The organism is Komagataeibacter melaceti, assembly GCF_003403295.1.
Classification (GTDB): Bacteria; Pseudomonadota; Alphaproteobacteria; order Acetobacterales; family Acetobacteraceae; genus Komagataeibacter; species Komagataeibacter melaceti.
The window spans coordinates 1-22,704 of record NZ_QUWV01000084.1 but is presented as its reverse complement, the minus strand read 5'-3'; the positions used below and the strand labels follow the sequence as shown (position 1 = coordinate 22,704).

The following is a 22,704-nucleotide window of genomic DNA, read 5'->3' as shown; positions in this document are numbered from 1 at the left end:
GGTTTCAGGCGGCGGTTACGTCGCCGTGGCGCATGCGCGCCACCGTGCGCAGGATCATCTCCGGTGTTGCGGGCGCATCGAGCCGTGGGCATGTGCGGTAGTCATCCAGACTGGCCAGCGCATCCGATATGGCCATGAAGACCGACACCCCGTGCACGAAGGGCGGCTCCCCCACGGCCTTGGACCGGAAGATGGTCTGTTCCCGGTTCGGCGCGTTCTGCAACAGTTCCACGTTGAAGATGCGGGGCCGGTCCGAACAGGCGGGGATTTTATAGGTGCTGGGCGCGTGCGTGCGCAGGCGGCCCGCCTTGTCCCACACCAGTTCCTCACAGGTCAGCCAGCCAGCCCCCTGCACGAAGCCCCCTTCCACCTGGCCGATGTCCAGCGCCGGGTTAAGCGACTCGCCCGCGTCATGCAGGATATCGACACGCTCAATCTTTGTCTCACCCGTCAGCAGGTCGATCACCACCTCCGAACAGGCCGCACCATAGGCGAAGTAGTAAAAGGGACGTCCCTGCCCGGTCTCCCCGTTCCACGAGATTTTCGGGGTCTTGTAGAACCCGTTGGCCGACAGGGACACGCGCGCGAAATAGGCCTGCCGTGTCAGGTGCGAGAAGGGAATGACCTTCTCCCCCAGATGTACCCCGTCAGGTAGGAATCGCACCGCGTCTTCCGCCACGTTCCAGTGGGCAGCGGCAAAGGCGACCAGCCTGCGCTTGATGCGGCGCACCGCGTCCTGCACGGCCATGCCGTTCAGGTCCGCCCCGGAGGAAGCAGCGGTAGCCGAAGTATTGGGCACCTTGCCGGTCGTGGTGGCGGTAATGCGCACCTGGTCGCTGCCCAGCCCGAATTCGCGCATGGCCACCTGCACCATCTTGGTATGCAGGCCCTGCCCCATTTCGGTGCCGCCATGGTTCACCTGCACCGAGCCATCGGTATAGACATGAACCAGCGCGCCAGCCTGATTGAAGTGGGTGGCGGTAAAGGAGATGCCGAATTTGACCGGGGTCAGCGCAATGCCCCGGCGCAGGTACGGGCTGGTGGCGTTGAACGCACGGGCGGCTTCGCGCCGACGGGCGTAATCGCAGCGCCGGGCCAACTGGGGCACCAGCTCGGCGCTGATCGAATCCTCGACCACCATGTTGTAGGGTGTGACGTTACGGTCATGCGTGCCGTACACGTTGCGCAGGCGTACTTCCAGCGGGTCAAGGCCGGTGGCAAACGCGATTTCCTCGATCACGCGCTCGGCCGCGACAACGCCCTGCGGGCCACCAAAGCCGCGATAGGCGGTATTGGACTGCGTGTTGGTGCGCAGCGGTTCGGAGCGCAGGCGCACGTCAGGATAGAAATAGGCGTTATCGGCATGGAACAGGGCGCGGTCGATCACCGGCCCGGACAGGTCGGCCGACCAGCCGCAGCGCGCGGCCAGCACCATGTCCACCGCGACAATCCGGCCTTCATCGGTATAGCCGACATCGTAATCAATCACGAAGTCATGCCGCTTGCCGGTCATGGTCATGTCGTCATCGCGGTCAAGGCGCATCTTGGCGGGCCGCCCGGTCAGGTCGGCCACCAGTGCCGCAAGGCAGGCGCAGGTATTGGCCTGCGTTTCCTTGCCGCCAAAGCCGCCGCCCATGCGCCGTATCTCGGTCGTGACAAGGTTGGCCGGGCGGTCAAGCACATGGGCAATCATGTGCTGGGTTTCGGTCGGGTGCTGGGTGGAGGAAATGACATGAACCTCCCCCTCCTCCCCCGGCCGGGCGAAGGCGACCTGTCCCTCGAGGTAGAAATGCTCCTGCCCGCCCACCGTAATCCGGCCCGAAAGCCGGCGCGGGGCATGTTCCAGCGCGCCCACGGCATCGCCGCGCTTCATTTCCATCGGGCGCCATACCATGGGGCTGCCCGCCTCACGCGACTGCGCCACGTTCAGGATGGCGGGCAGGTCCTCATACTCCACCCGCGCCAGACGCGCGGCGCGCCGTGCAGCACCCCGCGTGGTGGCGGCGACAACAAACAGCGGCTGGCCGTAAAAGGAGACCAGATCCGACGCCAGCAGCGGCTCATCACCCTTGCCCACCGGGCTGATCTGGTTTTCGCCGGGAATGTCGGCGGCCGTATAGACGCCAACCACGCCCTCCGCCTCCCGCACGGCATCCAGATCCATGGACAGGACGCGGGCATGGGCGCGCGCGCTCAGCCCCGGCACCAGGTGCAGGGTGCCGCGCGGCTCGGGCAGGTCGTCGATATAGCTGGCGCTGCCCTGCACATGCATGGCCGCACTTTCATGGCGCAGGCTGCGCGTGGCCCCGCCCGCGACGATACCGTTTTCCGCCGTAGGGGCGGCGGCGGGGAAAGTGTTTCCATCAGCCATGGGCATGTTCTCCGGCGGCTGTGCAGGCGGAATTGACGCTGATCGGCGCGCGCGCACCCTCCGGCCCGCAATCGGCGTAAAGCCGGGTCAGCAGATTGGCGGCGACGGTACGACGGTACCAGTCACTCGCCCGCATGTCGGTAATGGGGGCAAAATCCTCCATTATTGCCTGGCGGGCGGCCTCCAGCGTGGTTTCATCCCATTTATGGCCTTCCAGCGCGGCTTCGGTGCGCGATGCGCGGCGCGGCGTGGCCGCCATGCCGCCAAAGGCCACCCGCGCGCGGGTAATGGTGCCATCGGGCGCAAGGGTAAGCGAGAATGCCCCCAGAACGGCGGAAATGTCCTGATCGAACCGCTTGGAGATTTTCCATGCGCGGATCACGGTCTGCGGGTCGGGCAGCGGGATGCTGACACCCTCCACGAACTCACCGGGCGCGCGATCCTGCTTGCCGTAATCAACAAAGAAATCTTCCAGCGCGATGGTGCGGCGCACGTCGCCACGGCGCAGGTGCAGCATGGCCCCCGCCGCGATCAGCATTGGCGGCCCGTCGCCAATGGGTGATCCGTTGGCGATGTTGCCGCACACCGTCCCCGCGTTGCGCACCTGCACCGAACCGATGCGACGGATCACCTCCGCATCGGGCTGGGGCAGGATTTCCGCCAGCGCGGCGCGTGCTTCCTGCCATGTCACGGCGGCACCGATATAAAGGGCGTCCTGCCCGCGCGTGATGCGGCGCAGTTCCGCGATCTGGCCAATCGGGACGAGATGCGGCAGGACGCGCAGCCCCTTGGTGACCCACAGCCCCACATCGGTCGCCCCCGCCACGATGCGGGCATCGGGGTTCTCGACCAGTATGCGGGCCAGCGCATCCGCCGTGGCCGGGATTGTCAGGCGGCCTGCAGGCCCGCTGATCTCAACATCGGCCCCGTCGCGCAGCCCGCGCAGCCGTTCGGCCATGTCCTGCGCCATGGCATCGAAATGGTCAGGCCCTGCCTGCATGGCCTGCCGCATGGCGCGCACGATGGGCGCATACCCCGTGCAGCGGCACAGGTTGCCCGCCAGCATGTCATCAATATGGCGTTCGTCCTGCGCCAGACCATCGGCCTTGCGGCCCGCGACCATGGACATGACAAAGCCCGGCGTGCAGAAGCCGCATTGCGAGCCATGCTGGTCAACCATGGCCTGCTGCACGGGGTGCAGCGTGCCATCGGGGGCGCGAATGTCCTCGATCGTCAGGACCTGCGCGCCATCCAGCATGGAAACGAACTGGATGCAGGCATTGACCGCGCGCCAGACCAGCCGCTCGCCCTCCAGCCGGACCACCAGCACGGTGCAGGCGCCGCAGTCGCCCTCGTTACAGCCTTCCTTGGTACCGGTCAGGCCGCGATCCTCGCGCAGCCAGTCAAGCAGTGTGCGCGTTGGCGACACATCCGCCAGCGTATGACATTCGTTTCCGACATAGAAACGGATGTCGTGTCTGATCCCCGTCAAATCTGTTCCCTCTATCGTGGCTACTGGACCGCCTCACCCCCCTCAAGGCAGACAGCCGGAACAGCCATTTTGTGTTGGTCCGTAATATATGGGACGCGATCTTACATTGTCATCCCGTACAAAAGGAAGTCAGAACCGAAACGATCCCCTATGAACGCCCCGCCCGCAGCGACAGCCGCGCGGCATGCCGCATCCGCGCCGACAGGGCGGGGCGAAAGGCCGGGCGCGGCACATAGGCCCCATGGCCACCCGCCACGCATGGCGCATCATCCTTCCACACCGTCACGCCACCACGCAGGACATGCACCGCCCTGCCCCCCAGCGTAACGCCCGCGTACAGGCAACCCGTATCGGCGGGGCGGGTTTCCTCGGCATCAGGGTCCCACAGGACGATATCGGCATCCGCGCCGGGCATGATCGCCCCCTTGCGCGGATAGATGTTGAAGGCGCGGGCCGCTGCCTCTGATGTAAGGCAGACGAATTCCTCGGCACTCAGCAGCCCTGAACGCACGCCATGCTGCCAGAGCACACGCATGCGTTCCGCAAGGCCCGCCCCCGAACCCTGTCCGGCCGGGGAAAAACCGCTGGCGACCATGCCCGGACTGCCCGAAACCAGCGCCCCCCACAGCGCATGGCGGTGGCTGCCGTCACGAAAGGGCGGCAGCGTGATGTAGGGGTCATGCTCCGCCTGACCATCCGGGTCATACACGGTTTCATCCAGCACCAGATGCGCGGCGAGTACAAGCCCGTCCACCCGCTGCCCACGCAAGCGGGCGGCGGCAAGGGCGGCAACCGCGCCAGCGGTGGAAACCGGCCCCACCTGCACCGGCGCGCCCTTCAGCCCCGCCAGCATGATGGCGCGGTTCGTCGCCTCCACCTCCACGGGCGGAGGGGCGGCGAACAGGCAAGCCTCGCCCCCCGTAATCCCCGCCGCATCCAGCTCCGCGCGCAGGCAGGCCATGGCCTGGGCGTTCTGGGCCTCGATCATGCACAAGGCACCTAGGCCCGCGGCATGGCCGGCAAGCCGCATGACCGCGCCATCCTCCATCCCCTCCGCCATGGACAGGCGGAAGGAATTGACACCGTGCCGCGCCACCAGCCCGTCCATGGCCTGCATGACCGGGGCCGAATCATCGGGCAGCAGCATGTGCAGCCCCACATCCGTACAGGCCTGCCGCGCGGCGTGCCGCCAGTCCCGCCACGCCGTGGCCAGATCGCCCGTGGGCCGCATGACATCAAGAATGGTAGTCGTGCCGCCTGCCAGCGCCTCGACCGTGCGGGCAAAGCCTGCGGCATCCGCCCCGATACCGGTCAGCGAGTCCACGCCACCGGGCATGACCAGCAGGCCACCGGCATCAATGACCTGACAGCCTATAGGCACCTCAAGGTCAGGCCCGACGGCCAGTATCTCACCTACGCCGCCACACAGCACATCCACGCACAGGCTGGCCTGACCCGTAACAACGGTACCGCCACGAATCAGCAGCAGGTCGCGCGTATGTCCATGCCGTATGCCCATCTGCCATGTCCGCCCCGGTTGGTCATCATCACTGTCAGGCCCCGCCCGTTCAGTGATCACGAATCCTGACGGACATGCCCAGCGCACCACCCAGACGTTCCAGCCTGCGGCGCACGCTTTCACCCTGTACAACGTCACGCCCCGGCGCAAAATGCAGCGAGAGCGTGCCCCCATCACATTCCAGTCGCGTGCCGTCCAGCAGCGCCTCGGTCCCGCCACTGACGGTATAGGCCAGCCGCAGGGCCTGCCCCAGCGCCACGGCGCGTGCGAACTGCACCTGATCCAGCAGTTGCCGCGAGGGCTGGAGATAGGGCACCGACAGGTCGGCCCCGTAACGCACCGCAAGCGTAAGCGACAGGAAGGCCCGCGCCTGATGGGTAAAGCCCACCCCCTGCATGCGCAGGATGCGCAGATAGGTCTGCTCCGCCCTGTATTCGGGGTGGTCATGCGCACCGACATCCGACAGCCAGCACGCCACGCTGCGCAGTTGCCGGGCCACCTGCCCCTCATCGGGGAAGAGCGGCGCGGTCCAGTCCGCCAGCCTTACCGGCAGGGTCATGCTGCGGCCCAGCATGCCGCACATCTCGCGCGCGACCGCCTCCTGCGCGTCATTGCCCGCAACGCTGGCGGCGACATTGCGCATGTACCACCCTTCGCGCAGGCCATCGACACAGAAGACCAGCCCCGCCGACTGCGTGCGCCGCATGAGCCTGCGCAGCACGGTGGCGGCGTATGGCGCATCTTCCAGCCGCTTGCGGGGCACGCCGGGCAGGCGTTCGAGCGAGCGCTTGCCCGCGCCAACGATCCAGTCTGCCATCTCGCGCGCCGTATCAGGATTGAGATGATACAGATGCACGATATTGAGCGGATAGGACGTACGCACGATCTGCATGCGCGCCAGCGCCCGGAACGCCCCGCCCACAAGGTAGAGGTCCTGCCCGCGCACATCATCCAGCCAGCCAACCCCGGCCAGATCGGCATCGGTCAGCGCGCGCGCACGAGCCAGATCGCCGCCCGCGCGCTCATTAAGCCGGATCACGCCCAGCGGCAGGGTGCAGGCATTGAGCTTGCGCCCGTTTTCCAGCCGGATCAGCTCCAGCGAGCCACCGCCAATATCCGCGACCAGCCCGTTGGCGTCCGGTATGCCGCACAGCACGCCGGTGGCGGAATAATCGGCTTCCTCCTCCCCGCTCAGTATGCGGATCGGCACGCCGGGCAGGCGCGATTTCAGGCCCGCCACGAATTCGGGGCCGTTGGTGGCGTCACGCACGGCGGCGGTGGCCAGCACCTCGAAGGGGCTTGCCTCCATCCCGCGCGCAATGGCGTTGAAACGGGCCATGACCTCCATGGCCAGCGGCACGGCTTCCTCGTTCAGGTGACCCGTCGCGTTCAGGCCACGGCCCAGACGCAGCACCACCTTCTCGTTGAAGATGGGCATCGGGTTGCGCGAAATACCGTCAAACACCACGAGCCGGACAGAATTGGAGCCCAGATCTATCACCGCCGAGCGGCGAAACCCGCCAGAAACTTTCACATCCGGCCCCATATGTTGCCCGTCCGCGCTGCCATGACCGCATCCATGCCGTAATCCTCAGTCCTCAATGATCGGTTCCGCATGCCAGGGCTGGGAGGCACTGACCCGGATGGGCGCATCCCCGCCCCCCGTGCCGCGCCCCGGATGGCCGGGATGCTCCATGAAATATTCATGCGACGAAAACGGCCGCCGCCCCGGCTCCAGTCGCCGCCAGACACCATTACGCTGTAGAACCCATGACTGAAGGTTGTCCTTGAGGTCAATCATCATGATCTGTTCCAGCACACGGGCATGCACCTGCGGGTCGAGCATGGGCACCATGCTTTCCACCCGCCAGTCCATGTTGCGCTGCATCCAGTCCGCCGAGGAGATGTACAGCTTCGCCTGCTTTGACGGAAGGCGGTGCCCGTCGCCAAAGGCGTAGATGCGCGCATGTTCCAGAAAGCGCCCGACAATCGACTTGACCTTGATATGCTCCGACAGGCCCGGAACACCGGGCCGCAGGCAGCAGATGCCACGCACCACCGCCGTAATCCGCACCCCGGCGCACGACGCGGCATAAAGCCGGTCGATCAGGTCGGGATCAACCAGCGAGTTCATCTTGAGCCATATCTGCGCGGGCCGTCCCGCCTGCGCATGCGCGATCTCGCCCGCGATCAGTTCCTCAAGCGTGCGGCGGATGGTGACGGGGGAGAACGCAATCGCCTCCATCCGCGCGGGCATGGCGTAGCCGGTCATGTAGTTGAACAGCCGTGCCGAATCGCGCACCAGTTCCGGGTTGCAGGTGAAAAACGACAGGTCCGTGTAAATTCGCGCGGTGATGGGGTGGTAGTTGCCCGTGCCGAAATGGGCGTAGGAGCGCAGGCTCCCCCCCTCGCGCCGCACCACGAGGCTGAGCTTGGCGTGCGTCTTCAGGTCCGAAAAACCGAAGACCACCTGCACCCCGGCCGCTTCCAGCACGCGGGCAAGGCGGATGTTCGCCTCCTCATCAAAGCGGGCGCGCAGTTCGACCATGGCGGTCACGGCCTTGCCCGCCTCCGCCGCTTCGATCAGGGCCTTGACGATGGGGCTGTCGCGCGATGTGCGGTACAGCGTCTGCTTGATCGCCACCACGGCGGGGTCAATGGCCGCCTGCCGCAGGAACTGCACCACCACATCAAAACTTTCAAACGGGTGGTGGACGATCATGTCACGCGCGCGGATTGCGGCGAAGCAGTCCCCGCCGCAATCAACGATCCGTTCGGGAAAGCGCGGGGTATAGGCGGGAAACAGCAGGTCGGGCCGGTCATCGACGATAAGCTGCTTGAGATCGACCACCCCGATCAGCCCGGACTGGACAAAGACCTCATCAGGCGGGGGCGCCAGGTCGGTCGCCATGGAGCGGGCGAGGTCCTCTGGCATGCGGGATTCGATGTCCAGATGGATCACCACGCCACGCCTGCGCCGCTTGAGGGCCGATTCGTAGGAGCGGACCAGGTCCTCGGCCTCATCCTCGAATTCCACATCCGTATCGCGCACCACGCGCATCACACCCCATTCCCCCGCCACAAGGCCGGGGAACAGGCGGTCGATGCACATGACGATCAGCCGCTCAAGCAGGATGAAGCGCGTCACCCCCGGCGGCGACAGGGCCGCGGGCAGCCGGATGAAGCGTTCGATCCGCGCGGGCAGCAGGATCAGCGCCTCCATCACGAAATGCCCGGTTTCGGCATTCATGAGCCGCAGCGCCTGCGCGATGCCCATGTTGGGGATGAAGGGCAGCGGGTGGGCGGGGTCTATGGCTAGCGGCGTGAGCACGGGGAACACGCGCTCCATGAAGCAGTTTTCCAGCCAGGCCTGTTCCTCGGGGGTGAAGGAGACCTCATCACACACCACGATGCCCGCCCCCTCCAGCTCGCGCTGGAGGTCGCGCCAGATCCGCTGCTGTTCCTGCAGCAGCCGCCCCGTGCGTTCGCGCACGGCGGCAAGCTGCTGCTGGGGGGTCAGCCCGTCGGGCGAGGTACGGACCAATCCCTCACGCACCTGCCCCACCAGCCCGGCGATGCGCACGGAATAGAATTCATCAAGGTTGCTGGCGCTGATCGACAGGAAACGCACCCGTTCCAGCAGCGGATTGCGGGGGTTGTCGGCCTCCTCCACCACACGCTGGTTGAAATCGAGCCATGACAGTTCGCGGTTGATGAACCGCGCGGGCGATGTGGCGTCGGGCAATGGCTCCGCCGGTTCACGCAACGCGACCTGCCGCCCGCTTACGGCGCGCCTGCGGGGGCGCGGCGCCCGTGGTGCGGTGGAGGGGGTGCGTGGCGTTCTGGCCAATGGATCATCTCCCGTTCGGGGTGGTATTCTTGTTTACGCGACTCTAGGCCACCGGCAGCGCCCTTGGCCAGAGCTTGCGGGCATGGATGTTCAGGTTTCGGGTCTGATGCCGTCCGCCACCAGCATGTCGGCCAGCGCCCGGGCCGCAAGGGCGCGGGTGACGGGCGTGCCCGCCGCCATGGCGGCATGGTCCAGCCTGCGCGCGGCTTCCTGCATGGCCAGCGCGGTGCGCGGCAGGCGGCGCAGCAGCCACTCCACCACCGGCTGTGAGACGACGATCTGCCGCTCGGCCAGCAGCCGCAGCAGCAGCACGCGCAATACGCCATCACCCGGCTGGCCTATGGCCACCGCCATGGTCGCCCGCAGCCTGCTGGCCAGGTCGGGCAGCGCCACGGGCCAGCGCGCCGGGGCCGCCCGGCCACCCATGAGCAGGGCAATCCCCTGCTCCCGCGTGGTGTTGAGCAGGTGCAGCAGGGCGCGCTCGTCCCGACAGTCATCCGCCCCGTCCAGCGCCAGCGCCATGACGGGATTCCCCCCCGCCCCGGCGGTGAACAGTGCCGCGACATGCGCATGCGACAGCCGACGCCCCTGCAGCATCAGCGCATCGTGCCGGCTGGCCCACATTTCCAGCAAATGGGTCTTGCCGGTGCCAGCCGCCCCCCACAGCGCCAGCCTGCGTTCAGGCCACGGCGTGGGACCGAGCAGCCAGCTACGGGCCGCCGCACTTGCGGGTGAAAAGACAAAGTCATGGGCAGCGAACCGGGGCGTGTGGGCAAACGGCAACACAAGCTGCCCGATCGCGCCGGCAACCGTGTTTTCATTCATTTTCAGCTTCGTGCACCCAACCACCGCTTTGTGCGTTGCCCCGCCTTGACGTAAAGAAAGCCGGAAGTCCGTTCGATCCCGGTCCCGTGCTGTGGTTTCCATAGCCTGCCCGCGGGAGTCCGGGAAAGTGATAGTTTGATTACACAAAGGCCCGCCGCATGACGTCCACCCCCAGCCAGCCCACCGCTCTCTCCGCCACCGCGCCAGGCGCCACCTACCGTGACGCCGGGGTGGACATTGCCGCAGGTGACGCCCTTGTCGAGGTCATCAAGCCCGCGGCGAAGGCAACGGACCGCCCCGGCACCATGGGCGGGCTTGGCGGGTTCGGCGCGCTGTTTGACCTGAAGGCCGCCGGTTTTTCCGACCCCATCCTCGTTTCCTGCACCGATGGCGTGGGCACCAAGCTCATGATCGCCATTGAAAGCGGGCTGCACGAGACGGTGGGCATCGACCTTGTCGCCATGTGCGTGAACGACCTGGTGGTACAGGGCGCCACCCCGCTGTTCTTCCTGGACTATTTCGCCACCGGCAAGCTTTCCATCGAGGACGCGGCCAAGGTGGTGCGCGGTATAGCCAAAGGCTGCGCGGAATCAGGCTGCGCGCTGGTGGGGGGCGAGACGGCGGAAATGCCGGGCATGTACGCACCCGGCCATTATGACCTGGCCGGATTCTCGGTTGGCGCGGCGGAGCGCACGGCGCTGCTGCCCGGCGCGATCCAGCCCGGTGATACGCTGATCGGCCTGCCTTCGGCCGGGGTCCATTCCAACGGCTTCTCGCTTGTGCGCAACATCGTCACGCGCAGCGGGCTGGCATGGGACGCGCCCTGCCCGTTCGCGGATGGCCAGACACTGGGCCAGACGCTGATGACGCCCACCACGCTCTACGTTCACCCCGTCCTTGACCTGCACCGGGCCGGGCTGCTCATGGGGGCTGCACACATTACCGGCGGCGGCCTGCCGGGCAACCTGCCGCGCGTGCTGCCAAAGGGCGTGCGCGCCGTGGTGGACGGGGCAAGCTGGCCGATCCCGCCCGTGTTCCAGTGGCTGGCCAGCATGGGCAATGTCACGACCGAGGAAATGCTGCGCGTGTTCAACTGCGGCATCGGCATGGTGCTGGTGGTGCGCGACAGCGCGGCGGCACTTGCGCACCTGGCGCAGCGCGGTCAGCAGGCCTTTGTCATCGGCACGATCACGCAGGCCGAAACACCCGACAGCCCGGCCACGCTGGCCTTTGATGGCCTGCCCGCCCTGCGCGACTGACCTTGAGCCCGATGAAAAAGACACCGATCGCGATCCTGATCAGCGGGCGCGGCAGCAACATGCGCGCCCTGATCGATTCGTGCGCCCGGCCCGACTATCCGGCCCGGATCGCCCTTGTGCTGAGCAACAACCCCGACGCGCCGGGGCTGGAGGTCGCGCGCGCGGCGGGGCTGGAAGCACATGCCATTGACCACCGTCCCTACCGCCGTGACCGTGAGGCCCATGAACGCGCGCTGGACGCCGCCCTGCGCGCGGCGGGGGTGGAGTATGTCTGCCTTGCCGGTTACATGCGCCTGCTCACGCCGTTCCTGACCACGGCATGGGCGGGGCGGATGCTCAATATCCATCCCAGCCTGCTGCCTGCCTTCGCGGGGCTGCACACGCATGAGCGTGCGCTGGAAAGCCGGGTGCGCATCCATGGCTGCACCGTGCACCTTGTTACCGAAGGCATGGACGAAGGCCCGATACTGGGGCAGGCCGCCGTGCCCGTGCTGGCGGGTGATACGCCCGATACGCTGGCCGCGCGTGTATTGCGGCAGGAACACAGGCTCTACCCCGCCGCCCTGCATCACGTGCTGGCCCCCCGCACCGCGCCGGAACCGCATGAAACGGACTGCCTGCTGTCTGTATGAAAATACCTTGCCCCGCTGGCCTGACATGACGGGGCACATGCCATTTTGGGCATAAAAAAAGCTGGCACGAAGCCAGCTTTTTTTATGGGAGTGGGACAGACGCCCCACCCCGCTACCGTTCCACCCGGATCAGGGCAGGATTTCGGTGCCGGCGAAGAAGAACGCGATTTCGTTCTTCGCGTTTTCCAGGCTGTCGGAGCCATGGACGGAATTCGCCTCGATGCTTTCGGCAAACTTCGCGCGGATGGTGTGGGCTTCGGCCTTCTTCGGGTCGGTGGCACCCATCACGTCGCGGTTCTTCGCCACGGCGTTCTCGCCTTCGAGCACCTGCACCACAACCGGGCCGGAGATCATGAAGGACACCAGATCGTTGTAGAACGGGCGTTCCTTGTGCACCGCATAGAACGCACCGGCAGTGGCCGGGGTCAGCTGGATGCGCTTCTGCGCCACGATGCGCAGGCCATGCTCTTCAAACACGGCATTGATCTTGCCGGTCAGGTTGCGGCGGGTCGCGTCGGGCTTCAGGATGGAGAGGGTACGTTCAACTGCCATGGGACAGATCCTTTCAAACAGGTTCGGAAATCTGTCGGCCCGGCATTGGTTACAGGCCGACATCACCTTACAAGGGCCATCTAGAGCATATCGCCACGGACTGGTAGGTACAACCCGCACGAAACCAGCCATGTCCCCCATATTGCCGGAGTTTTCCGCCCGTGAGCCTGCTTGTCATATCTGATCTGACCCTGCGCATTGCAGGCCGCACCCTGCTTGACGGGGCCAGCCTGAGTGTTGACCCGGGCCGCAAGATCGGCCTTGTCGGCCGCAACGGAGCAGGCAAATCGACGCTGCTGGCCGCAATCGCGGGGGATATCGCACCCGATGGCGGTAGCATCCACCTCTCCGCCCGCGCGCGCATGGCCCGCATCCGGCAGGAAGCGCCCACCGGGTATGGCTCCCTGCTTGATACCGTGCTGGCGGGCGATGTCGAGCGCACGGCCCTGCTGGCCGAATCCGAAACCTGCACCGACCCTGCCCGCGTGGCCGATATCCACGAACGCCTGCTGGCCATAGATGCCCACAGCGCACCCGCGCGTGCCGCCGCCATCCTGTCCGGGCTGGGGTTCGACGCCGCTGCACAGGCGCGCCCCGTCTCCGACTTTTCGGGCGGGTGGCGGATGCGCGTGGCGCTGGCCACCGCACTGTTCCTCAACCCCGACCTGCTTTTGCTGGATGAGCCCACCAACCACCTGGACCTGGAAGCCACCATCTGGCTGGAAAACTGGCTGGCGCGCTTTTCGGGTGCTGCGCTGATCGTCAGCCATGACCGCGGCCTGCTGGACCGCGCGGTGGACGCCATCGCCCATCTGGACCGGGGCAAGCTGACCCTGACGCCCGGCGGGTATGAGGAATTCGTGCGCATCCGCACCGAGCAGGCCCTGCAGCAGGCCCGCATGACCGAGCGCATCAATGCCCGCCGGGCGCACATGCAGTCCTTTGTGGACCGTTTCCGCGCCAAGGCCACAAAGGCCCGTCAGGCGCAGGCCCGACTGAAGGCGCTGGAAAAACTGCCCCAGATTGAAAGCGTGGTGGAAGACGCGCCCAGCCAGTTCTCTTTCCCCGAACCCTCCGCCCTGCCGCCACCCATGCTGACCATGGAGCGGGTTTCGGCCGGGTATGGCTCGCGCACCATCCTGTCCAACCTGTCGCTGCGCATCGACATGGAAGACCGGATCGCCCTGCTGGGCGCCAACGGCAATGGCAAATCCACCTTCGCCAAGCTGGTGGCGGGCAGGCTCGCGCCACAGTCGGGCACCATCCAGCACAGCCCGAAGCTGAAGGTCGGGTATTTCGCCCAGCATCAGGCCGAGGAACTGCGCCCCGACGAATCCCCCGTGGACCACATGGCCCGCGCCCTGCCTGACGCCACGCCGCCCGCCGTGCGCGCACAGCTTGCCCGTTTCGGGCTGGACGCGGAACGGGCAGAAACGGTCACGCGCGACCTGTCCGGCGGGGAGAAGGCCCGCCTGCTGCTGGCGCTGGCCACGCGCGACGCCCCGCACCTGCTGATCCTTGATGAACCGACCAACCACCTTGACCTTGATGCCCGTGATGCGCTGATCCGCGCGCTGGCGGCTTTTGAGGGCGCGGTCCTGCTGATCAGCCATGACCCGCACCTGGTTGAACTGGTGGCGGACCGGCTGTGGCTGGTGGGGGATGGCACGGTCCGCACCTTTGACGGGGACATGGCGGAATACCGCACATGGCTGGGTGAGCGCGCGCGTGCCGCAACAGCCAATGACGCCACCCGCCCCACGGCCACCCCGAAACGCGATGACCGCCGCGAACGCGCCGAGGCCCGCAAGGCCGTGGCCCCGCTGCGCAGGCGCATCCGCGATGCCGAACAGCTCATGGCGCGCCTCGTGGCCGAACGCACGAAGCTGGAGGCAAGGCTGGCCGACCCGAAACTGTATGAAAGCGGCAAGGCGGAGGAAGTCACCGCGCTCAACACCCGCCTCGCCGCCATCGCACGCGAGCACGACCGGGCGGAGGAAGACTGGCTGGAAGCCGAAACGGAACTGGAAGCCGCCAGCGCGGACTGACGCGCCCCCACATCAGGCCGGGACGCGGCGGCCCCCCATATGCTGCGCCAGCAGGCCCACGCTGAACACCACCAGCCCCGCGCCGGACAGGGCCGCCCCCGCCCAGCCCACGGACTGCGCGCCATAACCCGCGGCGATCACCGCCCCGCCCAGCCACGCGCCAAAGGCATTGGCGATATTGACGGCGGAATGGTTGAGGGTGGCGGCCAGCACCTGCGCATCCGGCGTGACATCCATAAGCCGTGTCTGCAGGGCGGGCAGCAGCGCGATGACACCACCCATAAGGCTTATGACCAGCAGCACCGGAACCATTGCGCCCGCGCACAGCGCGAACAGGCAGGACATGAGCGTGCTGCCCGCCAGTGTCACGACAATCGCCCGCGCGGGGCTGACATCAACCAGCCTGCTGCCCGCGATATTGCCCGCCACCATGCCCATGCCCCACAGCGACTGGGCCAGCGGCACCACGGGACCGGGCGCATGGGTGACCGTAAGCAGCACCTCGGTCATGTAGGTGCCCACGCAGAACATGCCGCCAAATCCGATGGCCCCGGTGGCAAGCGTGAACCATACCTGCGGGCGCCTGAGCACGCCCAGTTCGCGCAGCGGCGAACTGGCGGGGCCTGCCGCCATGTCGGGCACGTTACGCGCAATCAGGACAAGACCAAGCAGGCCCATGAGTGCGATCACCCCGTACATCGCGCGCCACCCCAGCACCTGCCCGCCCCATGTGGTCAGTGGCACCCCCACCACATGGGCCACGGTCAGCCCCACGAACACGCTGCCCACCGCCCGGCCCCGGCGCACCGGGTCGGCCATGGCCGCCATGACCAGTGCCGCGACACCATAAAATGCCCCATGTGGCAGCCCCGTCACGAAGCGCATGCAGAACAGCGCGCCGTATCCCGGTGAAAGGGCGGATGCCAGATTCCCCGCTACAAACACCGCCATGAGCACCAGCAGCAGCCTGCGCCGGTCCATGCGCGCGCCAATGGTGGCGATAAGCGGCGCGCCCACCACAACCCCCAGCGCATAGGCGCTGATGACATGACCCGCCTGCGGCACGCTGACCCCGAGTGCCCGCGCAAGATCGGGCAGCACGCCCATGAGCGTGAACTCCCCGGTGCCGATGGCAAACGTACTGACCGCCAGCGCCAGCTCGGCCGTACTGGCGCGGCCCCGGCTGGCGGGAAAAATGTTGGGGTTGGTCACATCTCTGCCCTTTCCCGACAGATGAGAATGGCTTACGCCTCAGGTAATCAATGCCGTATCGGTCCGGTTGCGCGCAATGGGCCGGGCCCGGCATTAACCTTATGGAAATCCGCTCCGGTCCAGCCTGCCCGCCTTCCGATACGTTATCGGGTCTTCACCCCCTGTGGTGTTCACGTTCCACCCAGCCCGCCCCGCCGCATACCAGACGGACATTTCGATGACAGCCACACCCCCACCGGCATCCCCTGCCCCCCGCGCAGCACACCGACAGGACACACCGCCCGATACCGACCCCCGCGCCACCCAGCTTGCGCGCATCTACGCCCTGCTGCGGCTGACGGTAATCATTACCGTGGTGGTCATGCTGATCTGGGTGGTGGGGGATGTCCTGATGGTCATCTTCGCCTCCACCCTTGTGGCCGTCATCCTGCACAACCTGGCCGGGATCGTGGAGCGGCGCACACGCATGCCCTACTGGCTGGCGCTGACGGCGGTGGTCACCGTGCTGATCGCCGCGCTGACCGGCCTGATCTGGAGCAGCGGCCCCGAAATATCGGAACAGGCCGTGAAACTGCGCACGGCGCTGACCACGCAGGCCCACAGCCTGCGGGAAAGCATGGGCCATTCCTCCACCGGGCGCATGATCCTTGATAACCTGCCTTCCACCCTTGGCGGGAACCAGCCCTCATCCGGCGGGGGCGGGTTCGGCTCGCTTGCGGGGTCGATGACGGGTTTCGTCTCCTCCGCCTTCGGCGCGGCGGGCACGCTGGCGGTGATCCTGATCGCGGGGCTCTATTTTGCCATATCGCCCGAACTCTACGTCAACGGCATGCTGCGGATCGTCCCGCATGAATACCGCAGGACAGCGCGCGACCTGCTGCTGACGGCAGGGCGCACCCTGTGGGCATGGACTGCGGGACAGGCGCTGGACATGACCGTGGTGGGGCTGCTGTCCTTCATCGGGCTGTGGTGCATTGGCGTGCCGCTGGCGCTCGCACTGGGCGTCGTGGCGGGGCTGGCGAATTTCATCCCTTATATCGGCGCGTTCGTGGGGGCGGTGCCCGCCGTGCTGATCGCCCTCTCCCAGGGCACGCGGGAGGGGTTCATGGTGATGGGCCTCTACACCGCCATCCAGTTTTTCGAGGGCAATGTCATGGCCCCCCTGATCCAGCGCCACGCGGTGCAGATGCCGCCGGGGCTGACCATCCTGTCACAGACGATCTTTGGCACCATCCTTGGCGTGCCGGGGCTTATCCTTGCCTCCCCCCTCACCGCCGCCCTGCTGGCCACGGCGGACCGCGCCATGCCCAAGCTGAAGGATGACGAACGCGTCTAACCTGGCCCATGTTCCCCCGCCAGTCGCCCGGGAGCGGGCAGTGCGTCATCGGGGGCATGCAGCGGGCAGTCCCGAAAGCAGACACAGCCGCACCCCATGCAGGATTCGAGCTGGTCACGCAGTTTGACGAGGTTTTCGATCCGGTCCTGAAGGGACTGCCGCCACGCCGATGACAGCCGCCGCCAGTCGCGCCGGTTGGGCTGGCGGCCATCGGGCAGGGATTCAAGGGCCTGCCTGATTTCGGAAAGTGACAGCCCGGCGCGCTGGGCAATGCGGATGACCGCAACACGCCGCAGCACCGCGCGAGGGTAGCGGCGCTGGTTGCCCCCGTTGCGCCCGGAGGTGATAAGCCCCTTGGATTCGTAATAATGCAGGGTCGAGACACGCACCCCCGCACGCCGGGCGACATCACCTACGGTCAGTTCGCGCGGCAGGGCGGCAGATTTCGTTTTCTGGGCCATTGACCTCAACCATGCTTGGGGTTCTATCAACAACATCGGCATGCCAGGGCAGGCCCCACGACCAGCGTCCGGTCGCGGCACCCCGAGGTCATTCGATGAACGCTACACCAGACACGAACAGCGCATCCACCCCGACATGGCGGCTCCTGTTTTCCGGCCCGAACGGGGCGAAGTCTTGCGTTCTGGCCGCGGGTGTCGCGCTGCATGCCATCAACCTGTACATGATCCTGACCCTGCTGCCCTCCGCCGTGAATGATATTGGCGGCCTGCGGTACTATGCGTGGAACGAAACGCTTTTCATCGTCGCCTCCATCATCGGGTCATCCGTGTCCATCCACGTCCTTGGCGCGATGGGGCCACGGCGGGCCTACGCCATGGCGTCGGGCGTGTTCGCGCTGGGGGCATTGCTGTGCGCCGTTGCCCCCACCATGGGGGCCATGCTGTGGGGCCGGAGCTTTCAGGGGCTTGGGGCGGGCATGCTGGTTTCACTGGCCTATACGGTGATCCGGCTGGTCTTTGCCGAGCCGTTATGGACCCGCGCCATGGGTATGCTCTCCTCCATGTGGGGGATCGCCACCCTGATCGGCCCGGCCATGGGCGGCGTGTTTGCCGAGATGGGGGCATGGCGCATGGCCTTCTGGATACTGTGCGCGGGTTCGCTGGTTTTTGCCCTGTTCGCGGTGCGGGTCCTGCCCGCCATCCCGGCCCGATCCGGCATGCCGGCATCTGCCGTGGCGTGGCGGCAGCTCATGGCGCTGGTGGTGTCGGTGCTCGTGCTGTCCGTGACCAGCGCAGCACTTCATTTCCAGCAGAATCTGGTGGGGCTGGCCATTGCGCTGGGCCTGTTCGCGTGGTTCGCCCATTGTGAGCATAACCGGGACACCCGGCTACTGCCGCGTGGGACGCTGGGCCTGCGCTCCACGCTGCTGCCGTTCTACTGCCTGCTGGGCGGGCTGGCGCTGAGTGTGGAGGTGATTGAAATTTTCGCCCCCCTCTTCCTTCAGGTCCTGCACCACCAGCGCCCGGTAGTGGCCGGTTACCTGTCCGCCCTGATGGCAGCCGAGTGGTCAACGGGGTCCTTTACCAGTGCCGGGGCCACGCCACATAAGGCACGGCGCGCGCTGGCCATGGCGCCGGTCCTGGGGCTGGGGGCGATCCTTTTCCTGGCATGGTGGATGCCGCGCCCTGCTGATGGGTCACTGATGGACATCATCCCGATCGGCGTGGCGTTCGCCGCCGTGGGCACCGGGGTTGGCATGGCATGGCCGCACCTGCTGGGCGGTATCCTGCGCCTGACACCGCCTGCCGAGCAGGGGCTGGCCTCGGCCTCGCTCACCACCGTGCAGCTTTACACCACCGCCGTCGCGTCCGCCGTGGCGGGAACGATCGCCAATGCCGCAGGACTTGCGCAGCCGGGGGGCGTTGGCGGAGCGGAGCATGCCGCCTTCTGGGTATTCGCGCTGTTTGCGGTCATTCCCGCCCTGTGCATCCTGGTCAGCCGACGGGTGGTGGCGCTGCACCGCACGCTTGGCAATGACTGACCGCGTGAAGTGATTCAGGGCAGCAGCGTGTTGACATCGACATGCCGCATGCCCGCACGGGTCGCGGCCTGCATGCCCTCCCGACTGTCCTCGAACACAAGGCATGATGCGGGATCGACTTCCAGCCTGCCCGCCGCCAGCAGGAACATATCGGGCGCGGGCTTGGGATTTTCCACGTCATCTATGGTGATGATGGCGTCAAACAGCCGCTCAAGCCCCAGATGCCGCAGGCAGGCCGACACGATCTGGCGTGACCCGTTGGAGGCGACAGCCATGGGCAACCGGCCATGGTACTGGCGCGCGATATCCGCCACGACCGTAATCTCCTCCAGCACATGAAGCTGGCGGAGCATCATTTCACGCGCACGGGCAATGATCAGGTCACGCGACACGCTGCGGCCCAGACGCTGCTCGACAATGTCCAGCACCATCTGTTCCGAAATACCGCCATGGCCGTGGAACCACTCCAGCGGCACGCTCTGGCGGATCTCGTCCTCAAGGGCGGTGATCCAGCCCTCGCGGTACAGGGGCAGGCTATCGACCAGCGTGCCGTCACAGTCAAAGATCAGCCCCGCCGTGCCTTCCGACACAAGGCTCATGGAAAGGCGGACCGGGGATAGTCGTATTCGTTGACCAGTTCACGCAGCGTGCTGAAATCCTTGTCCTTGAAATGATGGAAGCGGATGACCGCGCCGGGCTTCGATTCCACAAACACGGTATTGTTCCAGTCCGCCGCGCTGATGCCGGTCCACAGCGTAATGCGGTAGGGTTCGCCCGGTGTGGCAGCATCATGCTGCGCGCCATCGGCATGCACCTGCAGTTCCAGCACCGCATCCCCGCTGGAAGGCGGCGTCTGGCCCAGCGGCCCCCACCCTGCGGTATGGGCCTGCAGCCAGTCATTAAGGGTATGGATCTGGGCTGCGGTCAGGCTGCGTTCCTTTCGCATGGGGCCGACGGCAATGGTGCCGGATTCCACGGTGGGAAAGCTCAGGGGCCGGAAATTGGGCATGGCCATGAACCACAGCCCCGTTGCCGTACCGACCGTGATGAACAGGAACCCGATCAGCAGGGCTGTCTCGCGTTTCATTTAGGTTTGATCTCCTTGGGCACACACGGCCGCGATAATCCGGCCAACATCATGATCCGTCAGTTCCGGGTGCAGCGGCAGCGCCAGAATACGCTGGGACAGGTCCTCCGCCACGGGCAGGGACACACCATCATGCGCCGCCATATAGGCGGGCTGCTGGTGCAGCGGGCGCGGGTAATAGATGGCGGACGCGATGCCACGCGCCTGCATGGACTGCTGGATGGCCGTGCGTTCCGCGGCCCCCCCGGTCAGGACGGAATAGATGGCCCATGACGGCTGGCTGTCCGGCACGCGCACGGGCGGGCGGACGCGGCCCACCACGCCACCATCATAGGCGGCGGCAATGGCCCGCCTGCGGTCAAGCTCCATGTCGAACAGGTCCAGCTTGGCCAGCAGGATGGCGGCCTGGATCGTATCAAGGCGCGCGTTCATGCCGGTGCGCAGGACCTCGTAACGGGTCTTGCCTTCGCCATGCGTGCGCAGCGAGCGGTACAGTTCCGCCCGCGCCGGGTCATCGGTCAGGATGCCGCCCGCATCGCCATACGCGCCAAGCGGCTTGGAGGGAAAGAATGACAGTGTGGTGGCCACCGCCTCACGCCCCAGCCTGCGGCCCGACAGGCTGGCGCCGAATGCCTGCGCACAGTCGGCCATGAGGAACAGGTCCTCCTCCTGCGCGATCGCGCGCAGTTCCGGCCACGGTGCGGGCTGACCGAACAGGTCCACCCCGATCACCGCGCGCGGGCGCAGGCGGCCCGCGCGGCGCACATCGGCAATGCGCTGGCGCAGGCTGGCGGGGTCGATCTGGAAGGTGCCGGGGTCCACATCCACAAAAACCGGGGTCGCACCCAGCACCAGCGGCACCTCCGCCGTAGCGGTATAGGTGAAGGCGGGCAGGAACACCGCGTCACCCGCGCCGATTCCCTCCGCCATGAGCACGATCTGGATCGCATCCGTGCCGGACGAGACACCCACGCATTCCGCCGCCCCGCTGTAGCTGGCCAGCCGCCCCTCAAGCTCCATGACTTCCGGGCCCATGACAAAGCGGCAGTGCTTCATGACCGCATCGACACGCTGCCTGATCTGCGGGCCGATCAGGCTCTGCTGCTGGGGCAGGTTCAGAAAGCCTATGGGAGCTTCCAGCGGAGCGTTCATGATGCATTCCTTTCCACATCGGGCGGCCCGCCCGGGGCCGCTGTCACCCTGCCATGCGGGTTATGCACGAACTCGGGCACGAGCCTGCGCACCAGGTCAAGCGCCAGCACGCTATCACCATTACGGCATGCCACACCCAGTGCATCCATGATATTGCTCACCTGCGCAAGGTCCACCGTACGCGGTATTGCCATCCGCAAACCGGGACAGCCGGTGGGCTGCAGGGCTTCCTGCCGGTAGAACAGGTCTTCCTCCAGCTTTTCGCCCGGGCGCGGGCCGGTGAAGCGTATCTCCACATCCCGCCCGGGCCGCAGTCCCGCCAGAATGATCATCTGGCGCGCCAGGTCGAGGATACGCACCGGCGTTCCCATATCCAGCACGAATATCCCGCCACTGCGCAGCAGGGGAGCCAGCCTGTCCGCCCTCGCCCCGGTGCCACAGGCGCTGGCCTGCAGGACCAGACCCACCGCCTCGGACACGGTCATGAAATAACGCTGCATGCGCGAATCGGTAACAGTCAGCGGCCCGCCGCGTTCAAGCTGGTGGCGGAACAGGGGAATGACCGAGCCGGTCGAGCCCATCACGTTGCCAAACCGCACGCTCACGCACCGCATGGCGGTCTCATCCCCCGCCCCATGGGCCTGCGCGTCCAGCGCCTGGCAGTATATTTCCGCCACCCGCTTGGAAGCGCCCATGATGCTGGCGGGGTTGACCGCCTTGTCCGTCGAGATCAGCACCATCGCCCGCGCGCCATAGCGCGCTGCGCTTTCGGCCACGATGCGGGTGCCAATGGCGTTGGTCAGCAGCCCCTCGCAGGGATTATCCTCAACCATCGGCACATGTTTCAGGGCGGCGGCGTGAAAGACCAGTTCGGGGCGGAAATGGGCAAAAACCTGCTCCATGCGCCCGGCATCGCGTATATCGGCCAGCACCAGATGCCGCCTGCCCTGCCCTGTCTGTTCCCCAAGGTTGAGGTCCACCTGCCATAGCGGGAACTCCCCGCTGTCCAGCAGCACCATCTCCGCCGGGGCATGGCCCGCGATCTGCCGGGCCAGTTCACTCCCGATCGAGCCACCGGCCCCGGTAACCAGCACCCGCCTGCCGCGCAGCATTTCCGCCACGCCATGGCCGTCCTGTATCATGGCGGGGCGATTGAGCAGGTCGGTCAGGCTTACCGGTGGCAGGGGTGTCGAGGCCCGCCCGGCCATGGCGGACAGGTCGGGCATGCAGCGGACCTGCGTGCCGCTTTCCTGCGCCGCATGCAGCACGGAAGCCAGCCGCGCGCCGCGAAAATCCGGGTCGGCCACCACCAGCAGCCTGTCTTCACCGCCCCCCATGCCGGACAGGATACCTGCAAGGTCCCCCAC

The 22,704-nt window shown here is 66.6% G+C and carries 18 protein-coding genes; 5 read left to right on the top strand and 13 right to left on the bottom strand.

The annotated features are described in order from the left end of the window. Positions 1 to 4: 4 nt before the first annotated feature. The 6 genes from xdhB to DY926_RS10235 form a co-directional block, all read right to left on the bottom strand. Positions 5 to 2,371 carry a xanthine dehydrogenase molybdopterin binding subunit gene (gene xdhB, locus DY926_RS10260; protein WP_116703277.1) on the bottom strand — a complete coding sequence of 789 codons (2,367 nt, stop codon included), beginning with the start codon at positions 2,369 to 2,371 and terminating at the stop codon, positions 5 to 7. Next, on the bottom strand, positions 2,364 to 3,854 hold the full coding sequence (xdhA, locus tag DY926_RS10255) for a xanthine dehydrogenase small subunit (protein WP_186336140.1): 1,491 nt from the start codon (positions 3,852 to 3,854) through the stop codon (positions 2,364 to 2,366). The genes xdhB and xdhA overlap by 8 nt, the downstream gene beginning before the upstream one ends. 157 nt (positions 3,855 to 4,011) lie before the next feature. Next, positions 4,012 to 5,382, bottom strand: coding sequence for an amidohydrolase family protein (locus DY926_RS10250; RefSeq protein WP_116703305.1), 1,371 nt, complete (start codon positions 5,380 to 5,382; stop codon positions 4,012 to 4,014). A 49-nt stretch (positions 5,383 to 5,431) separates the two neighbouring features. After that, positions 5,432 to 6,928 (bottom strand): Ppx/GppA family phosphatase, encoded by a 1,497-nt coding sequence (locus DY926_RS10245; RefSeq protein WP_116703275.1) that lies wholly within the window; start codon positions 6,926 to 6,928, stop codon positions 5,432 to 5,434. A 45-nt stretch (positions 6,929 to 6,973) separates the two neighbouring features. Then, positions 6,974 to 9,148, bottom strand: coding sequence for an RNA degradosome polyphosphate kinase (locus tag DY926_RS10240; protein ID WP_408886051.1), 2,175 nt, complete (start codon positions 9,146 to 9,148; stop codon positions 6,974 to 6,976). A gap of 174 nt (positions 9,149 to 9,322) precedes the next feature. Continuing rightward, positions 9,323 to 10,081, bottom strand: coding sequence for a P-loop NTPase family protein (locus DY926_RS10235; RefSeq protein WP_116703273.1), 759 nt, complete (start codon positions 10,079 to 10,081; stop codon positions 9,323 to 9,325). Positions 10,082 to 10,215: 134 nt separating this feature from the next. Between DY926_RS10235 and purM the strand changes: the two genes are divergently transcribed. Together purM and purN are read left to right on the top strand one after the other, a co-directional pair. Further along, complete coding sequence (purM, locus tag DY926_RS10230) at positions 10,216 to 11,316, top strand: phosphoribosylformylglycinamidine cyclo-ligase (RefSeq protein ID WP_116703272.1); 1,101 nt, start codon at positions 10,216 to 10,218, stop codon at positions 11,314 to 11,316. Positions 11,317 to 11,327: 11 nt separating this feature from the next. Further along, a complete protein-coding gene (gene purN, locus DY926_RS10225) occupies positions 11,328 to 11,948 on the top strand; it encodes a phosphoribosylglycinamide formyltransferase (protein WP_116703271.1) in 621 nt (206 codons plus the stop codon). A gap of 129 nt (positions 11,949 to 12,077) precedes the next feature. Here purN and ndk read toward each other — a convergent pair whose 3' ends face one another. Beyond that, positions 12,078 to 12,500: a nucleoside-diphosphate kinase gene (gene ndk / locus DY926_RS10220; RefSeq protein WP_116703270.1), complete on the bottom strand. Its 423-nt coding sequence runs from the start codon at positions 12,498 to 12,500 to the stop codon at positions 12,078 to 12,080. A 161-nt stretch (positions 12,501 to 12,661) separates the two neighbouring features. On the opposite strand from ndk, the gene DY926_RS10215 reads away from it, so the two are divergent. Continuing rightward, positions 12,662 to 14,548 (top strand): ABC-F family ATP-binding cassette domain-containing protein, encoded by a 1,887-nt coding sequence (locus DY926_RS10215; RefSeq protein WP_116703269.1) that lies wholly within the window; start codon positions 12,662 to 12,664, stop codon positions 14,546 to 14,548. A 12-nt stretch (positions 14,549 to 14,560) separates the two neighbouring features. Here the strand turns inward: DY926_RS10215 and DY926_RS10210 are convergent, their stop codons facing one another. Continuing rightward, a complete protein-coding gene (locus DY926_RS10210; protein ID WP_241503158.1) occupies positions 14,561 to 15,760 on the bottom strand; it encodes an MFS transporter in 1,200 nt (399 codons plus the stop codon). Positions 15,761 to 15,977: 217 nt separating this feature from the next. On the opposite strand from DY926_RS10210, the gene DY926_RS10205 reads away from it, so the two are divergent. Then, positions 15,978 to 17,096 (top strand): AI-2E family transporter, encoded by a 1,119-nt coding sequence (locus DY926_RS10205; RefSeq protein ID WP_116703268.1) that lies wholly within the window; start codon positions 15,978 to 15,980, stop codon positions 17,094 to 17,096. On the opposite strand, the gene soxR is transcribed toward DY926_RS10205, so the two are convergent. Further along, entirely contained in the window at positions 17,093 to 17,557 is a 465-nt protein-coding gene (gene soxR / locus DY926_RS10200) for a redox-sensitive transcriptional activator SoxR (protein WP_186336138.1), read from the bottom strand. The two genes, DY926_RS10205 and soxR, sit on opposite strands and share 4 nt — an antisense overlap. A gap of 95 nt (positions 17,558 to 17,652) precedes the next feature. Between soxR and DY926_RS10195 the strand changes: the two genes are divergently transcribed. Beyond that, positions 17,653 to 19,098, top strand: a complete 1,446-nt coding sequence (locus DY926_RS10195) for an MFS transporter (protein ID WP_116703267.1) — start codon at positions 17,653 to 17,655, stop codon at positions 19,096 to 19,098. Positions 19,099 to 19,112: 14 nt separating this feature from the next. Here the strand turns inward: DY926_RS10195 and DY926_RS10190 are convergent, their stop codons facing one another. The 4 genes from DY926_RS10190 to DY926_RS10175 form a co-directional block, all read right to left on the bottom strand. Then, on the bottom strand, positions 19,113 to 19,697 hold the full coding sequence (locus DY926_RS10190) for an HAD family hydrolase (RefSeq protein WP_116703266.1): 585 nt from the start codon (positions 19,695 to 19,697) through the stop codon (positions 19,113 to 19,115). Next, positions 19,694 to 20,185 carry a hypothetical protein gene (locus tag DY926_RS10185; protein ID WP_116703265.1) on the bottom strand — a complete coding sequence of 164 codons (492 nt, stop codon included), beginning with the start codon at positions 20,183 to 20,185 and terminating at the stop codon, positions 19,694 to 19,696. The genes DY926_RS10190 and DY926_RS10185 overlap by 4 nt, the downstream gene beginning before the upstream one ends. Then, a complete protein-coding gene (locus tag DY926_RS10180) occupies positions 20,186 to 21,337 on the bottom strand; it encodes a DegT/DnrJ/EryC1/StrS family aminotransferase (protein WP_116703264.1) in 1,152 nt (383 codons plus the stop codon). It lies immediately after the preceding gene. Continuing rightward, positions 21,334 to 22,704 (bottom strand): UDP-N-acetylglucosamine 4,6-dehydratase family protein (locus DY926_RS10175; protein WP_148707756.1); only part of this gene is annotated, 1,371 nt, incomplete at its 5' end. The genes DY926_RS10175 and DY926_RS10180, both read right to left, overlap by 4 nt.

Excerpts from the sequence above, each read along its gene's own strand:
- purN (WP_116703271.1), top strand. The coding sequence starts at position 11,328 with ATGAAAAAGACACCGATCGCGATCCTGATCAGCGGGCGCGGCAGCAAC.
- DY926_RS10185 (WP_116703265.1), bottom strand. The coding sequence starts at position 20,185 with ATGAAACGCGAGACAGCCCTGCTGATCGGGTTCCTGTTCATCACGGTC.
- DY926_RS10190 (WP_116703266.1), bottom strand. The coding sequence starts at position 19,697 with ATGAGCCTTGTGTCGGAAGGCACGGCGGGGCTGATCTTTGACTGTGAC.
- xdhB (WP_116703277.1), bottom strand. The coding sequence starts at position 2,371 with ATGGCTGATGGAAACACTTTCCCCGCCGCCGCCCCTACGGCGGAAAAC.
- DY926_RS10245 (WP_116703275.1), bottom strand. The coding sequence starts at position 6,928 with ATGGGGCCGGATGTGAAAGTTTCTGGCGGGTTTCGCCGCTCGGCGGTG.
- DY926_RS10180 (WP_116703264.1), bottom strand. The coding sequence starts at position 21,337 with ATGAACGCTCCGCTGGAAGCTCCCATAGGCTTTCTGAACCTGCCCCAG.
- DY926_RS10195 (WP_116703267.1), top strand. The coding sequence starts at position 17,653 with ATGAACGCTACACCAGACACGAACAGCGCATCCACCCCGACATGGCGG.
- DY926_RS10205 (WP_116703268.1), top strand. The coding sequence starts at position 15,978 with ATGACAGCCACACCCCCACCGGCATCCCCTGCCCCCCGCGCAGCACAC.
- soxR (WP_186336138.1), bottom strand. The coding sequence starts at position 17,557 with ATGGCCCAGAAAACGAAATCTGCCGCCCTGCCGCGCGAACTGACCGTA.
- ndk (WP_116703270.1), bottom strand. The coding sequence starts at position 12,500 with ATGGCAGTTGAACGTACCCTCTCCATCCTGAAGCCCGACGCGACCCGC.
- DY926_RS10250 (WP_116703305.1), bottom strand. The coding sequence starts at position 5,382 with ATGGGCATACGGCATGGACATACGCGCGACCTGCTGCTGATTCGTGGC.
- purM (WP_116703272.1), top strand. The coding sequence starts at position 10,216 with ATGACGTCCACCCCCAGCCAGCCCACCGCTCTCTCCGCCACCGCGCCA.